The 15,390-nt window shown below is 33.0% G+C and carries 13 protein-coding genes; 6 read left to right on the forward strand and 7 right to left on the reverse strand.

Going from position 1 to position 15,390, the window contains the following annotated elements; all coding sequences use genetic code 11:
- Positions 1-248: 248 nt before the first annotated feature.
- A complete protein-coding gene (gene pafA / locus SD960_RS20325) occupies positions 249-1,880 on the forward strand; it encodes an alkaline phosphatase PafA (RefSeq protein WP_318805658.1) in 1,632 nt (543 codons plus the stop codon).
- Positions 1,881-2,003: 123 nt separating this feature from the next.
- Here pafA and ald read toward each other — a convergent pair whose 3' ends face one another.
- Entirely contained in the window at positions 2,004-3,122 is a 1,119-nt protein-coding gene (gene ald, locus SD960_RS20330) for an alanine dehydrogenase (RefSeq protein ID WP_318805660.1), read from the reverse strand.
- A 199-nt stretch (positions 3,123-3,321) separates the two neighbouring features.
- On the opposite strand from ald, the gene SD960_RS20335 reads away from it, so the two are divergent.
- Positions 3,322-3,780, forward strand: a complete 459-nt coding sequence (locus tag SD960_RS20335; RefSeq protein WP_042565119.1) for an Lrp/AsnC family transcriptional regulator — start codon at positions 3,322-3,324, stop codon at positions 3,778-3,780.
- Positions 3,781-3,840: 60 nt separating this feature from the next.
- On the opposite strand, the gene SD960_RS20340 is transcribed toward SD960_RS20335, so the two are convergent.
- Complete coding sequence (locus SD960_RS20340) at positions 3,841-5,289, reverse strand: glyceraldehyde-3-phosphate dehydrogenase (RefSeq protein WP_318805661.1); 1,449 nt, start codon at positions 5,287-5,289, stop codon at positions 3,841-3,843.
- Between the two features lie 222 nt (positions 5,290-5,511).
- Positions 5,512-6,912 (reverse strand): trypsin-like peptidase domain-containing protein, encoded by a 1,401-nt coding sequence (locus tag SD960_RS20345; RefSeq protein ID WP_318805662.1) that lies wholly within the window; start codon positions 6,910-6,912, stop codon positions 5,512-5,514.
- Positions 6,913-7,052: 140 nt separating this feature from the next.
- On the opposite strand from SD960_RS20345, the gene dapF reads away from it, so the two are divergent.
- The 4 genes from dapF (at position 7,053) to SD960_RS20365 (ending at position 10,627) form a co-directional block, all read left to right on the forward strand.
- Positions 7,053-7,835, forward strand: coding sequence for a diaminopimelate epimerase (gene dapF / locus SD960_RS20350; protein WP_318805663.1), 783 nt, complete (start codon positions 7,053-7,055; stop codon positions 7,833-7,835).
- 44 nt (positions 7,836-7,879) lie between these two features.
- The gene (locus SD960_RS20355) at positions 7,880-8,413 is read left to right on the forward strand and encodes a GNAT family protein (RefSeq protein WP_318805664.1); all 534 of its coding nucleotides are present in this window, start codon (positions 7,880-7,882) and stop codon (positions 8,411-8,413) included.
- Between the two features lie 10 nt (positions 8,414-8,423).
- Positions 8,424-9,464, forward strand: coding sequence for an endolytic transglycosylase MltG (mltG, locus tag SD960_RS20360; RefSeq protein WP_318805665.1), 1,041 nt, complete (start codon positions 8,424-8,426; stop codon positions 9,462-9,464).
- Between the two features lie 515 nt (positions 9,465-9,979).
- Entirely contained in the window at positions 9,980-10,627 is a 648-nt protein-coding gene (locus tag SD960_RS20365; RefSeq protein WP_318805666.1) for a peptidoglycan-binding protein LysM, read from the forward strand.
- Positions 10,628-10,683: 56 nt separating this feature from the next.
- Here SD960_RS20365 and scpA read toward each other — a convergent pair whose 3' ends face one another.
- From scpA to udk, 4 genes are all read right to left on the reverse strand, one after another.
- Positions 10,684-12,825: a methylmalonyl-CoA mutase gene (scpA, locus tag SD960_RS20370; RefSeq protein ID WP_318805668.1), complete on the reverse strand. Its 2,142-nt coding sequence runs from the start codon at positions 12,823-12,825 to the stop codon at positions 10,684-10,686.
- Between the two features lie 45 nt (positions 12,826-12,870).
- On the reverse strand, positions 12,871-14,235 hold the full coding sequence (locus SD960_RS20375) for a methylmalonyl-CoA mutase subunit beta (protein ID WP_318805669.1): 1,365 nt from the start codon (positions 14,233-14,235) through the stop codon (positions 12,871-12,873).
- Between the two features lie 17 nt (positions 14,236-14,252).
- Positions 14,253-14,579 carry an FtsB family cell division protein gene (locus tag SD960_RS20380; protein ID WP_042565130.1) on the reverse strand — a complete coding sequence of 109 codons (327 nt, stop codon included), beginning with the start codon at positions 14,577-14,579 and terminating at the stop codon, positions 14,253-14,255.
- 79 nt (positions 14,580-14,658) lie between these two features.
- Complete coding sequence (gene udk / locus SD960_RS20385; RefSeq protein WP_042565131.1) at positions 14,659-15,267, reverse strand: uridine kinase; 609 nt, start codon at positions 15,265-15,267, stop codon at positions 14,659-14,661.
- Positions 15,268-15,390: the final 123 nt, after the last annotated feature.

The raw sequence follows: 15,390 nt of genomic DNA on the forward strand, positions 1-15,390 counted from the left end.
TAAGCCCGCCTGCGCAGATGGTACTGCAGTTATGTGGGAGAGTATGTCGTCGCCTTTCTTTGAAAAACCCTATCCAAAACGGATAGGGTTTTTTGTTTATAAAGAGTTTTTTACTTTTATATTAAATCCAATTTATACAATCATTCATATTCTGTTAAATTAAAGTCAATTTTGAGTTTTAAATTATAGTGAATTAGCCATATTGAATGCTAAACTGTATTTTTGTATTGTAATATTATAATTGAAATATGAAAAAAAGTATTGTATTGCTGACATTATTTGTTATCTCAAATTTAAGTGCTCAGCAACGCCCTAAGTTAGTTGTAGGTATCGTAGTCGATCAAATGAAAATGGAATATTTATATCGGTTTTCTGATGATTTTTCCCCAAATGGATTTAAGAGGTTAATGAATAATGGATATGTTTTTCAGAATATGCATTACAATTATATGCCAACATATACCGCTCCGGGCCATGCTTCAATTTATACAGGTACAACGCCTTCTACTCATGGAATTGTAGGTAATGAGTGGTTTAGCAGAACACTAGGAAAAGATATGTACTGTACTGACGATGCAGGAGTGAAAACACTAGGAGATGGAACAGTGGAAGAAGGAGCTATGTCGCCGAAAAATCTTCAAAGCACTACAATTACTGACGAAGTGAGAATGGCTACTAATTTCCAAGGAAAAGTAATTGGAATGAGTCTTAAAGATCGCGGGGCAATTTTACCGGCTGGTCATTTCGCTAATTGGGCATTTTGGTATAGTAAAACTGGTGCTTTTATTTCAAGTACTTTTTATGGTGATAAATTACCGGAATGGGTTACTCAGTTTAACAATGAGAAGCATTATATGCCTTATATTAACAAAGGCTGGGATTTATATAAACCAACTGCAACTTATAATGAGAGTCTGGCAGACAATAATCCATATGAAGGAAAACTTTATGGTAGTGCCGCACCAGTTTTTCCATATGATTTGAAAACAATGTACGAGAAGAATGATGCCGGAATCATCAGAGCTACTCCATATGGAAATGATTTATTGGCTGAATTTGCAATGAAGGCGATCGAAAAAGAAGAATTAGGTAAAGATAATATTACTGATTTTTTAACTGTCAGTTTTTCTTCGACAGATTATGTAGGGCATTTATTGGGACCTCGTTCTATGGAGCTTCAGGATACCTATTTAAGATTAGATCAAACTATAGCAGACTTTTTGACTTATTTGGATACGACTATTGGTAAAGGTAATTATCTTTTATTTTTAACTGCCGATCATGCTGGTGCAGAAAATGTTATCTATTTAAAAGACCATAAATATAATGTTGATAATTATCCATCAAAAGACGTTAAAAAGAGTTTACAAGACTTCTCTGTTAATACATTTGGTGTGGATTTAGTTTTGAATTATTCTAATTTCAATCTATATTTTAATAAACAAATTATTAAAGAAAAAGGTTTAGAACTATTAAAAGTAAAGCAAGCTTTTAAAGATTTTTTAATTACTCAGCCACAGGTTAAAAGGGTTTATACTGAAGAAGAAATCTTGGCTAATTCGGGAAATGATTATTATTTAAATTTTGTAGCGAAAGGATATGACGTTACGCAAGATGGAGATATAGTTATAGTAGATAAACCTGGTGATATCGAATATGCAACTACAGGAACTTCACACGGAACACCTTACAGTTACGATACTCATGTGCCAGCTATATTTTTTGGTTGGCATATCAAAAAAGGGGAATCTTATGATAAAAAGGCAATTACTGAAATTGCACCAACAATAGCTCAGAAAATTAAAGTCACTTTCCCAAATGGAACTGAAGCAAAAGTATTGCAGGAAGTTTTGGATGAAAAGAAAGAAGAGAAAAAATAAGATATTTATAAACCTGTCATCATTTTAAATGACAGGTTTTTTTATGCCATAAAAAAAGGCCTTTCAATTAAGAAAAGCCTTTTAAAATTGAGTGTTTAGTAAGCACTTATTTTAATGTTAGCACTATGCGTTTGCTAACACTAATTCTTCGTTGAAAGGTAAATTCCAAGCTTCAGCTACTCCTTTGTAAAGGATTTTTCCGTTAGCAATATTTAGTCCTTTTTTCAATTCTTCATTTTCGGCACAAGCTTTTTCCCATCCTTTGTTAGCCAATTGTACTGCATAAGGCAAAGTAGCATTTGTTAAAGCTAAAGTTGAAGTATAAGGTACAGCACCTGGCATATTAGCTACACAGTAATGAACAATATCATCAATAATAAAAGTTGGATTTTCGTGAGTTGTTGGAGTACAAGTTTCAATACATCCACCTTGATCTACGGCAACGTCTACAACAACAGTTCCTGGACGCATTAATTTAAGCATATCACGAGTAATTAAGTGAGGCGCTTTTGCTCCTGGAATTAAAACCGCCCCAACGATTAAATCAGCTGTAGCGATCGCTTTTGTAATATTATAGTGGTTAGACATTTCTGTATTTACGTTTGCAGGCATAATATCGTCTAAATAGCGTAAGCGTGGCAAACTTAAATCCATAATAGTTACCTGAGCACCAAGACCAGCTGCCATCTTTGCAGCTTGAGTCCCTACAATACCTCCTCCTAAAACTAATACTTTAGCTGGTGGTACACCTGGAACACCTCCTAAAAGAATTCCTCTTCCTTTTAATGGTTTCTCAAGGTATTTTGCTCCTTGTTGAATAGCCATACGACCTGCAACTTCAGACATTGGAACTAATAATGGTAAACTACGATCTGCTTTTTCAACTGTTTCATAAGCTAAACATACAGCACCTTTTTCAAGCATAGCATGAGTTAATGGTTCTGAAGATGCAAAGTGAAAGTAAGTGAAAAGTAATTGATCTTTTTTGATTAATGGATATTCAGAAGCAATTGGCTCTTTTACTTTAATAATCATTTCTGCAATTGCATATACTTCTTCAATAGTTCCTAAAACTACTGCTCCTGCATTTGCATACTCATCATCACTAAACCCACTTCCTAGACCTGCAGTAGATTGTACATAAACAGTATGTCCGTGTTTTTTCATTTCAGAAACACCAGCTGGAGTTAAGGCTACACGGTTTTCGTTATTTTTAATTTCTTTAGGAACACCTATTATCATTTGTTATATTTTTTTAGTTTTTTGAAATTGTTTTTACAAATTTACAGACAGAGAATATATTATGGAGAAACGATCTATAAATAAGAAAATATTATTTTATTTAGTATTTTTACAGAAAAATATTCTTTTTAAGATGTGTTTTTATTCTTTAAAAAGAAAAAATGACTGATTTTTAATTATTATTTATATCGTTTTCGTTATGGCTTTAGATGAAATTGACAAAAAAATCCTACGCCTTTTACAGGTAGATGCGCACTATACACTAAAAGATATTGCAAACAAAATAAATTTATCATTAACGCCAGTTCATGATAGGGTTAAACGCCTTGAAAAAGAGGGGGTTATTGAAAAATACGTTTCGATTTTAAATAAGAAAAAGCTTGGAAACAACTTAACAGTATATTGCCAGGTGACACTTACGAAACAAACCTATGATACTTCTGAAGGTTTTAATCAGTCGATTTTAAATATGCCTGAAGTTGTAGAATGTAATTATGTGTCTGGAAATTTCGATTATATGCTTAAAATTATAATTCCTGATATGGAAAGTTATCATCATTTTCATCAAAAAAAATTGTCTGTTTTACCCGAAGTCTCATTGATTAATACTGTTTTTGTAATATCTGAAGTAAAAAGTACCACAGTTCTGCCTATTTAAATAAACAAAAAACCATCAAAAGATTTGATGGTTTTAAGCAATAGTTGGTTTTGGTTTATTTTAGTAGTAAGTAAAACGTCTTACTTTGGCAATATATTTTGCTAAACGAATTACTTGATGGCTATAACCATATTCATTATCATACCAAATATAAAGCACAATATTTTTCCCATCTTTAGAAACAATTGTGGCATTACTATCGTAAATTGACGGAGCCGAAGTCCCAACAATATCAGAAGAAACAAGTTCATTATTTAATGAATATTTGATTTGCTCTACCAGTTCGCCTTCTAAAGCATATTTTTTCATTATTTTATTAATAGCAGCTATAGACGTTGCTTTTTTAACTTCAAGATTTAATACAACTAAAGAGCCATTAGGAACAGGAACTCTAATTGCATTTGAAGTTAACTTTCCTTCAAGAGATGGTATTGCTTTTGCGACCGCACTTCCTGCACCAGTCTCTGTAATAACCATATTTAACGCTGCAGCTCTTCCACGACGGTATTTTTTGTGCATATTATCAACCAGATTCTGATCGTTTGTATAGGCGTGAATCGTTTCCAAATGGCCTTTTACAACTCCTAGACTATCTTCTACAACTTTTAAAATAGGGGTTATAGCATTTGTAGTACACGATGCCGCCGAAAAAATATCTATTTGATCTGGATCGTATTCATTATGATTAACACCATGAACTATATTGGCAACACCTTTTCCTGGTGCGGTCAACAATACTTTACTAACTCCATTCGAAGTTAAATGTCTTTTTAAAGCTTCTTCTGTTGTAAAAGCTCCAGTATTATCAATAACTAAAGCATCACTAATGCCATATTCTGTGTAATCTATTTCTTCTGGTGTATTTGCATTGATGATATGAACCGTAGTTCCGTTAATAATCAAAGCATTATTTTTTGGATCAACAGTTACTGAACCTTGAAAATCTCCATGAATAGAATCGTATCTTAATAAAGAAGCTCTTTTTTCTAAAATAGAGACATCGTTTTTATCCCGGGTTACAATTGCTCTCAGGCGCAATTGATTTCCCTTTCCGGTTTTAGACATTAATTCTCTGGCCAATAATCGGCCTATCCTGCCAAAGCCATACAAAACAACATCTTTTGGCTGAATTTCTTTTGTAGATTTGGCTTTTTTCAATTTATCCATTACAAAATATCGTGCATCCGGATATTTGTCTTCTTCCAGATAATATTCGTATGTCAATTTTCCTAAATCTAATTTTGCAGGTGGAAAATCTAACGATAGAATAACTTTTGCGATTTCAACCGAATCAAAAATACTAATTGGTTTGCCTACAAATTCAGCCGCATATTGATGTAAATTGATAATGTCGCTGACATTTTTATCTAACAATTGATTTTTAAATAAAACCATTTCGATTGATTTGTCATACCATAAATCACTTATGACCTTTATTAATTCGACACCGGCTCTTCTTCGGTCGACTTGTAATGATACCTCTTTTTGGTACAAAGATTTTTTACTCATAATTGATTGAATTGAAAAAATAAAATGCTCACTATTTTAAAATTTTGCGCAAAAGTATCCATTTCAATCGATTTCGTAAACTATTTTAGCATTTATTTTGAATAAAAAAAAGTCACCTTAATTTCTAAGATGACTTTTTTACATTTTAAATTTTTAAAATTTTTAAGTCTCGGTATCAGTTTTCAATCCTTTAAAACTGCAAACGGCGACTGACAACTACGATTAAATGATGATTCTAAATATTTCACCATTTTTATTTATCATTTCAATTCGAACACTTTGGCCTTCATCTTTTCTGTTTAAAAGTTTTGAAACCGTTTCAACATTTGTTGCTTTCACATTATCGATGCTTAAAATGATACTGCCTTGTAATTCGTTTTGATATTGCATTAGATTCTCATTGGTTATGTTTTTAATTTTTACTCCATAATCAATTTTGAATTTCTTTTTATCTACAGCATCAATATTTTCTAATTCGATTCCTTTAAATTCAGTGCTAAAAAACTCATTTTTACTTAAAGTTACCGGAACAACTTTTGATTTGCCTTCTCTAATATAAGTTACTTGTACCACATCATTTGGTCTTTTAGTGTTAATATAGCCCGAAAGATCTGCAAAAGTTGATATGTTTTGATTGTCAAGTTTTACAATAATATCTCCTTTTGTAAGACCTGCTTTTTGAGCTCCTGATTTTGGAGTAACTTTATTAATGTAAAAACCTTGTGTTTCAGAGATGCCTAATTCTTTAGATGCACTACTATTTAATTCGCCACCTTCAACGCCTAAGATTCCTCTTTGAACATTTCCAAACTCCATAATGTCCTCAATAATTTTACGGGCATTATTGGATGGAACTGCAAAAGAATATCCAACATAAGACCCCGTCATTGAAGAAATCATAGTATTAATACCAATTAATTCACCACGGGTATTAACTAGTGCACCACCACTGTTTCCAGGGTTCACAGCAGCATCAGTCTGAATGAAGGATTGTATCCCGCTTGTATCTAAGTTTCTGGCTTTCGCCGAAACGATCCCGGCAGTCACTGTAGAAGTCAAATTATATGGATTTCCAACTGCCAAAACCCATTCACCAACTTTGACACTGTCAGAATTTGCAAAAGCAGAGTAAGGAAGTTTTTCATCTGCATCAATCTTTAATAAAGCAATATCCATTTTAGAATCGGTACCAATTAATTTTGCCTTATAAGATTTTTTGTTGTTCAAAGTAATTTCAATTTCAGTGGCATCCTTAATAACGTGATTGTTCGTTACAATATAACCGTCTTCAGAAATAATTACACCAGAACCGGTTCCTACTTGTTCCTGCTGCTGTTGTCCCCCATAACCGTAGAAAAATTCCAGCATAGGATTGCTTACCGTCCTGCGGGAAACATTTTTTACGTGAACAACAGTATGAATTGTTTTATCTGCAGCTTCTGTAAAGTCAACAGTTTCGGCTGCTAAACCAACATTTTTTCCGTATGAGTCGGGGGCAAGAGTTACAACAGAATTTCCTTTTCCAAAAACAGAATTGTTACTCTCAAATAATAACTTGTATGCACCAAGAGTAGTAGCACCACTCATTAATGACACTAAAAATAAGGTTGAAAATCTTTTCATAATTAGAATATAGGTTTAAGTTATTTACACGTAAAATTAATTGAAAAAATTATTTTGTAAAATGGTTTAACGCTCTTTAACAATGATTAACATTTCATTAATTAATAGTTCGTACTTTTGTACTTATTAATAGGATAAAAATGCAAATAGAATTTTATAAATATCAGGGTACTGGCAACGATTTTGTAATGATTGACAATCGTACTAATTTTTTCCCAAAAGAAGATATCAAACTAATTGAGCGCTTATGCGACAGACGTTTTGGAATTGGTGCAGATGGTTTGATTCTGTTAGAAAACGATTTTGAAACTGATTTTAGAATGGTTTATTATAATTCGGACGGAAACCAAAGTTCAATGTGTGGCAATGGCGGTCGATGTTTGGTTGCATTTGCCAATCAATTGGGCGTTATTGACGATAAAACTACCTTTATTGCGACAGATGGTTTACATCATGCATCAGTAGGGAACGACGCTATTATTTCATTGCAAATGATTGATGTTGATAAAATTCAAAAGAAAGATTCTTATACTTTTTTAAATACAGGTTCACCGCATCATGTTCAAATTGTAGATGATTTAGAACATTACAATGTAAAAGAAAACGGTGCTGCAATTCGTTATGGTGAATTATATGGAGAAAAAGGAAGCAACGTAAATTTTGTAAAAAAAGTGGATGATAGTACTTTTTCACTTCGCACTTATGAAAGAGGTGTTGAAGATGAAACCCTTGCTTGCGGAACCGGAGCAACAGCAGTTGCAATCGCTATGAATGCAACTGGACAAACAGACAAAACTTCAATAAACTTAAATGTTGAAGGTGGAAAACTAGTAGTTTCTTTTGATAGAATGGGAGATCATTTTTCTAATGTTTTCTTAACCGGTCTGGCCAAATTTGTATTTAAAGGTACAATTGAAATATAAAATTCCAAATCGAAAAATCTACACTCTAAAATCTTAAATCTAAAATGATAACACTCAAAGGCGATTCTGTTTATCTGCGTGCGTTAGAACCTAATGATTTAGAGTTTGTATATGCGATGGAAAATGACCAAAGTATTTGGGAAGTCAGCAATACACAAACACCATATAGCCGTTTTTTGGTTCGTCAATATCTTGAAAATGCACATCAGGATATTTATGAAGCAAAGCAGTTGCGTTTGGCAATTTGTCAGGACGAAGATTTTCCTGCTATAGGATTGATTGATTTATTCGAATTTGATCCAAAAAATAACAGAGCGGGAGTTGGAATTGTGATCCAAAATAAACAAAACAGAAACCAAAATATTGGTTCAGAGGCCTTAGAGTTGTTAATTAAATATTCGTTTCATAATTTAAATTTGCATCAATTATATGCAAATATTAGTGTAGGAAATGTAGCAAGTATAGCTCTTTTTACTAAATTTGGGTTTGAGAAAATAGGAATTAAAAAAGATTGGATTTTGCTAAATGGCCACTATCAAGATGAAGCAATTTTTCAGTTAATTAACAAACAAATTTAAATTTTTAGCTTTGAGTATAAAAAAGATCATCACATTAAGTGCCGTAGCCGTAATTTCAGTTTTAATAATTTACGGATTTATTTTAATCAGCAGAATTTTTAGCGCCAACACTAAATTCGAAGAAAAAGAAGTTTACGTATACGTTCCAACCGGAGCTAATTATACAGATGTAAAAAAAATATTAGCGCCTTATCTTAAGAATTATGATAATTTTGAAATGGTAGCCAATAAAAGAAGCTATCCTGAAAATGTAAAATCAGGTCGTTTTTTACTTAAAAAAGACATGAATAATATTGACCTGGTTCGTGCAATGCGATCAAATGTTCCGGTTAAATTAGCTTTTAACAATCAGGAGCGTTTGGAAAATTTTGCGGGAAGAGTAGGCTCAGAAATTGAAGCCGATAGTTTATCATTAATGAAAGCCATAAAAGATTCTACTTTTTTAAAAGAAAATGGTTTTAATGAAGAGAATGTTTTTGCCATGTTTATTCCAAATACCTATGAAATTTACTGGAATACTTCTGCAGAGAAATTCCGCGATAAAATGATCAAGGAGTATCATAATTTCTGGACAGCGGAAAGAATTGCAAAAGCAGAAAAACAAGGATTAACACCGGTTCAGGCAACAATTTTAGCTTCGATTGTTCATAAAGAATCTGTAAAAAAAGATGAAAGACCGCGCATTGCAGGCGTTTATTTAAACAGATTACGTTTAGCGATGCCTTTACAAGCAGACCCAACCGTTATTTATGCATTAAAACTAAAAGCGAACGATTTTGATCAGGTAATTAAAAGAGTTTTCTATAATGACTTGATAATGAAATCGCCATATAACACTTACGTGAATGTTGGACTTCCACCAGGCCCAATTGCAATGCCAGACATTACGGCTCTTGAAGCTGTTTTAAATCCTGAAAAACATGATTATATTTATTTCTGTGCAAGTGTAGACCGTTTTGGTTATCATGAATTTGCTTCAACTTATGAGCAGCATCAGGTAAATGCAAAAAAATACTCAGATTGGATCGCTAGTCAGGGAGTAACAAGATAAAAAGTATAAAACATATTAAAGAACCGAAGTTTTAAAAGCTTCGGTTTTTTTATTTCCAATATTTGTGTTTATGAACTTCTTATTTTAGAGGTGAATATTAATATGTTTTAATTAAAAATGGCAATTAATTAATGCTGAATTTGCTCTTTTTGCCAAGAATATTAATTTAATAACCTTTTTGCTTCGATTTTTTAACCTACAATCAGAATAATTTTAGCCCAAACATTTAAATTAAGTCAAAAACGATCTAAATACTGTAGGTTTTTTATTTCAATTTTAACATAATTGCTAAAAATTTGATAAAAATGATACTTTTAAAGATTTTTTTTTCGCCATTTAACAGCTTAATTTGATTTTTATCGACCGCCCGAAAAGTGCATCAATAAAGGGATTAAGGGGAATTTAAGATTTTGTAATAATTGCTAAAATATTGAAAATCAGTCTTATTTTGTATTTCTTATCTTTGCACCGTAGAAATTTCAAAAGGGTGACAGCGTTTTGAAGAAAAACAATTTATGATAAAGAAATGGTATTATTACACAAGTTTAATCGTTATTATTACTTTTTTAAGCCTCGGGTTTAAACCCTTTAACCTAAAAACCAAACCTTGGTTTTTAATCGAAAAAACAGATGGAGCCGAATACTCCCTTCCATCTCAAGACAAGGATGATTATCCTGTTGAAAAAAACTTAAACATTCCATACACCGGAAATCATCTTATAGGTTTTAAAGAAGCAGTTGCTTTTAAAGAATCTCAGGGAAAATACCGAAAAGTAAATTCTCTTGGCTACATGGGAAAATACCAATTTGGTTCTAAAGCTTTGAGAGCCATAGGTGTTAAAAACAACAAAGAATTTCTAAAGGATCCAGCTTTACAAGAAAAAGCCTTTATTGTATTATTATCTATCAATAAATGGATTTTGCGTAATGAAATTCAAAGGTATGAAGGGAAAATCATTAACGGTGTCGAAATTACTGAATCCGGAATTTTAGCTGCTGCGCATCTAGGTGGCGCAGGATCGGTAAAAAACTTCTTTAGAAACAAAGGAAACAGACATTTTAGAGATGCTTACGGCACTTCATTAAGAAGTTATATGAAAGCCTTTGGAGGTTATGATCTTTCTTATATTGAAGCAGATAGTAACGCGACAATACACGATTAACAAAAATTGTAAAAATAAAAAATCCCGATTATTCGGGATTTTTTTATGCCTTGTTTTTAATCAATTAATATTTTTAAAATTTTAATGGCAGCTTCGCTAATTTTAGTTCCTGGGCCAAAAATAGCAACAGCTCCGGCGTCAAATAAATATTGATAATCCTGTGCCGGAATTACACCGCCAACAATTACCATAATGTCTTCTCTGCCATGTTTTTTAAGTTCTTCAATAACTTGGGGAACCAATGTTTTATGCCCTGCTGCTAAAGATGAAACACCTAAAATATGTACGTCATTTTCTACCGCTTGTTTTGCAGCTTCTGCAGGAGTTTGAAATAACGGGCCAATATCAACATCAAAACCAACATCGGCATAACCAGTCGCTACAACTTTTGCGCCTCTGTCGTGGCCGTCTTGCCCCATTTTGGCAATCATAATTCTTGGGCGTCTTCCTTCGTGTTTTGCGAAAGCATTAGCTAATTGCTTGGCTTTTTCAAAATTTTCGTCGTTTTTTATTGCTGCACTATACACACCGCTAAAGGATTTAATTTGTGCTTTATACCTACCGAAAACAGTTTCAAGGGCATCGCTTATTTCTCCCAAAGTTGCCCTGTTTCGGGCAGCTTCAACAGCAATTTCCAGCAAGTTTCCTTGTTTGGTTTTGGCACAAAGAATTAATTTTTCGAGTGATTTATTTACTTCTTCTGTATTTCTTTTTGACTTTATTTCCTCCAATCGATCAATTTGCTGTTTTCGAACCATTTGATTGTCTACATCCAAAATATGCAAAGGATCTTCTTTTTCTAATCGATATTGGTTTACACCAACAATAATATCTTGTCCGCTATCAATTCTGGCTTGTTTTCTCGCAGCGGCTTCCTCAATTCGAAGTTTCGGAATTCCTGCTTCAATGGCTTTTGTCATTCCGCCTAATTCTTCCACTTCTTCGATAAGTTTCCAGGTACTTTCAAGAATCTCATTAGTCAAACTCTCTACGTAATAACTGCCCGCCCAAGGATCAACGGTTTTAGTAATTTTAGTTTCTTCCTGCAAATATATCTGCGTATTACGTGCAATTCTGGCAGAAAAATCAGTTGGTAAAGCAATGGCTTCGTCAAGTGCATTTGTGTGCAAAGACTGAGTGCCTCCAAAGGCTGCTGCCGTCGCTTCGATGCATGTTCTGGCAACATTATTAAAAGGATCTTGTTCTGTTAAACTCCATCCGCTTGTTTGGCAATGTGTTCTTAAAGCCAGAGATTTATCGCTTTTAGGATTAAACTGTTGTAATAATTTTGCCCAAATCATTCGCCCAGCACGCATTTTTGCAATCTCCATAAAATGATTCATCCCAATTGCCCAAAAGAAAGACAGACGGGGAGCAAACTCATCAATTGACATTCCTGTTGATAATCCGGTTCTGATATATTCCAATCCATCAGCCAAGGTATAAGCTAATTCAATATCGGCAGTTGCTCCGGCTTCCTGCATATGATAACCGGAAATAGAGATAGAATTGAATTTTGGCATTTTTTTGCTGGTAAACTCAAAAATATCAGCAATAATCTTCATCGAAGGCGTTGGCGGATAGATATAAGTATTTCGAACCATAAACTCTTTCAAAATATCATTCTGAATTGTTCCTGAAAGCTTTTCAATTGCAACACCTTGTTCTTCTGCGGCCACAATATAAAAAGCCATTATAGGCAAAACAGCGCCATTCATGGTCATAGAAACCGACATTTCATCCAAAGGAATCTGATCAAAAAGCACTTTCATGTCTTCAACAGAATCTATGGCAACGCCAGCTTTTCCAACATCACCAACAACTCTTTCATGATCAGAGTCGTAACCACGGTGCGTTGGTAAATCAAATGCTATGGATAATCCTTTTTGCCCTGCAGCCAGATTTCTTCTGTAAAAAGCATTGCTTTCTTCTGCGGTTGAAAATCCGGCATATTGGCGAATTGTCCAAGGACGTCTCACATACATTGTAGCGTAAGGCCCGCGCAAATTGGGTGCAAAACCAGCTCCAAAATCAAGAAACTCTAAATCTTCAATATCTTTTTCAGAATAAGTTTCTTTCAACTCAATTCCTTCGGCTGTAAAAAAGTTTTGAGTTTTGGGTTCAGAGTTATGCGTCACTCCGTGCAACGTATCACTTTTAACATCTAACTTTATATGTTTAAGGTCTTTTCTTATCATTGAAATACTCTTTTTGAGTAGGTTATTAATTACTTCGAAAAATGATTATTCTTGTTCAAGTCGCTCCTGTTCCATCTTTTCGGCCAATCTCTTTTCTATAATTGGTGTAATTAATGTTTTTCTTGGTTTTATTTTTACAAAAGGAAACAGCTCTAAATCATGTTTCATTTTGTCTTCTTTATTTGGATATTTATTTGTGCCAAGCAAAACTTCTTTTTTAGCATCAAACAACTCTTGTTCTTTATTGGCGCTTTCCTGAATTTTCTTTTTGATGGTTCCGTCGTTCAAAAGTTTTAGGAAACCTCCATTGGCTTCAATATCTTTAAATAGTGTCAAACTTTTTTCTGCCAATTGCATCGTTAAACTTTCGATATAATAACTTCCATCAGCAGGGTTGTTTACTTTGTCAAAATAACTTTCGTGTTTTAAAACCAATAATTGATTGCGGGCAATTCGATCGCCAAATTCGTTGTCTTTGTGATACAAAGAATCATAAGGTAAATTAGCAACTGCATCTGCACCGCCTAAAATAGCCGACATACATTCTGTCGTTGTACGAAGCATATTGACATTATAATCATAAATTGTTTTGTTGCGTTTCGTTGGTGTAACTAATAAATGACAATCTAAATCAGGATTATATTCAGCAGCAATTAATTTGAAAAGCATGCGCAAAGCACGAAGTTTTGCAATTTCAAAGAAATAATTAGTTCCTACCGAAACCTGAAAAACAATTGGTTTGGAAACATTCGGCAAACGATTCAGATATTCATTGGCGTGAGCCAGACTATAAGCGATTTGCTGTGTAATATTTGCGCCTGCATTTTGATACAAACCCAAATCAACACTTAGTAAAGAAAGATTTGTAGTTGTTTTTAAAATTTTTTCAATCGTTTCAAAATTATTTTTATCAGATGTTGAAAACCAGTTTCCTTCTCTCGCAAAATGACCAATCGGATCTAAGTTACAGTAAAAAATCGCTTTTTTCTGAATCGAAATGGTATCTAATAATTTTACGAAATCGATTGAAATAAATTTCAAATTAAAGTAAACGGTTCTGTTTTCTAAAGGAAGATTTTCTAATAATTTCTGAATATCAATTTTTTCGTTTTCGATAGTAAAACGTAAACTTTCAGCACCTCTTTCGATAGTGTTTATGGCTCTTTGAATTGATTTTTCAATATCATAAACAAAGATATTTTGGCAAATCTTAAAATTTGAAGCACTTGTTTTTACAGAAGCAGTTTTAGAGAATTCATCTCTGTGGTAAAATGGTTTTACCTGAATATCTTCGGGAGAATTCCAAATTACGGTTTCGTTATAATCAGCTCCATCTAATTCAAACTGAATTTTTTGCTTCCATTGTTTGGATGAAATCGGATTAAAATCGTCGAAAAGGGTAGTAGCCATTTGGTGTTTTTTTCTGATTATTCTTTATCTTGAATAGTGTCTCCTTCAAAGTGAATGATGTAAATATCCTCGCTGTCTTTTTTCATGAAATATTTTTCGCGGGCATATTTTTCTATTTGTTCAGGATTTTTTAATTGTTTGATTTGTTCCTGATCCTTTTTAATTTCCTCTTTATAATAACTTTTATTGTCTTCGAGTTCATTAATTTGATTGTCTAAAAAACGATGATCAAAATAGGAGTAATTGTCTAAAAATAACATCCAGACCACAAAAAAGAGTAAAACCCAGACATATTTATTGCCTAGAAATTTAAACCAAGATTTGTCTTTATACGGATTTTTCATTTTAGTTTTCAATTTTACCCGATAGTCGAAAGCTGGTCACGATCACTATCGGGATTATGGAATAAATTTACAATAAAAATTATGAAATTCGCTGATTAATTACAGCGCGAACTACATCGATTGCAACAGTATTGTATTTGTCATTTGGTATGATAATATCTGCAAAAGCTTTAGATGGTTCTATAAATTGCTCATGCATAGGTTTTAATGTGTTTTGATAACGAGTTAAAACTTCATCAATATCACGGCCTCTTTCAGAAATATCACGTTTTAAACGACGAATTAATCTTTCATCAGAATCTGCGTGAACATATACTTTGACATCAAAAAGCTCACGAAGTTCCGGATTTGTTAAAATCAAAATACCTTCAACAATCATTACTTTTCTCGGATGGGTAGAAACCGTATCATCTGTTCTGTTGTGCTGAATAAAAGAATAAACCGGCTGATCTATAGTTTCTCCTTCTTTTAATGCTTTTAAATGTTTTACCAGCAATTCAAAATCAATAGCGCGCGGGTGATCAAAATTTATTAATGCTCTTTCGTCAAACGACAAATTATGGGTTTCTTTATAGTACGAATCCTGAGAAATTACGCCTACTTCAGTGTCTGGTAATTCATTCATAATCTGGTGTACTACCGTTGTTTTTCCACTTCCTGTTCCTCCTGCAATTCCAATAATGAGCATAAATTTGATGTTATATATTTATTCGGCAAAAATAATAATTTAAGTGAATTGTCTCAACATATTATTTATTTAAACCATATAAGTGATATATGTAAATTTAAGCAGACAGATATTTAAACAATT

The sequence above is a fragment of the Flavobacterium sp. MMLR14_040 genome, assembly GCF_033657265.1.
Lineage (GTDB): Bacteria > Bacteroidota > Bacteroidia > Flavobacteriales > Flavobacteriaceae > Flavobacterium.

What these genes read in the sequence shown, in the direction of transcription:
- SD960_RS20345 (WP_318805662.1), bottom strand. Translation starts at nt 6,912, where the DNA reads ATGAAAAGATTTTCAACCTTATTTTTAGTGTCATTAATGAGTGGTGCT.
- pafA (WP_318805658.1), top strand. Translation starts at nt 249, where the DNA reads ATGAAAAAAAGTATTGTATTGCTGACATTATTTGTTATCTCAAATTTA.
- SD960_RS20375 (WP_318805669.1), bottom strand. Translation starts at nt 14,235, where the DNA reads ATGGCTACTACCCTTTTCGACGATTTTAATCCGATTTCATCCAAACAA.
- udk (WP_042565131.1), bottom strand. Translation starts at nt 15,267, where the DNA reads ATGCTCATTATTGGAATTGCAGGAGGAACAGGAAGTGGAAAAACAACG.
- SD960_RS20340 (WP_318805661.1), bottom strand. Translation starts at nt 5,289, where the DNA reads ATGAGTAAAAAATCTTTGTACCAAAAAGAGGTATCATTACAAGTCGAC.
- scpA (WP_318805668.1), bottom strand. Translation starts at nt 12,825, where the DNA reads ATGATAAGAAAAGACCTTAAACATATAAAGTTAGATGTTAAAAGTGAT.
- SD960_RS20365 (WP_318805666.1), top strand. Translation starts at nt 9,980, where the DNA reads ATGATAAAGAAATGGTATTATTACACAAGTTTAATCGTTATTATTACT.
- dapF (WP_318805663.1), top strand. Translation starts at nt 7,053, where the DNA reads ATGCAAATAGAATTTTATAAATATCAGGGTACTGGCAACGATTTTGTA.
- SD960_RS20355 (WP_318805664.1), top strand. Translation starts at nt 7,880, where the DNA reads ATGATAACACTCAAAGGCGATTCTGTTTATCTGCGTGCGTTAGAACCT.
- SD960_RS20335 (WP_042565119.1), top strand. Translation starts at nt 3,322, where the DNA reads ATGGCTTTAGATGAAATTGACAAAAAAATCCTACGCCTTTTACAGGTA.
- ald (WP_318805660.1), bottom strand. Translation starts at nt 3,122, where the DNA reads ATGATAATAGGTGTTCCTAAAGAAATTAAAAATAACGAAAACCGTGTA.
- SD960_RS20380 (WP_042565130.1), bottom strand. Translation starts at nt 14,579, where the DNA reads ATGAAAAATCCGTATAAAGACAAATCTTGGTTTAAATTTCTAGGCAAT.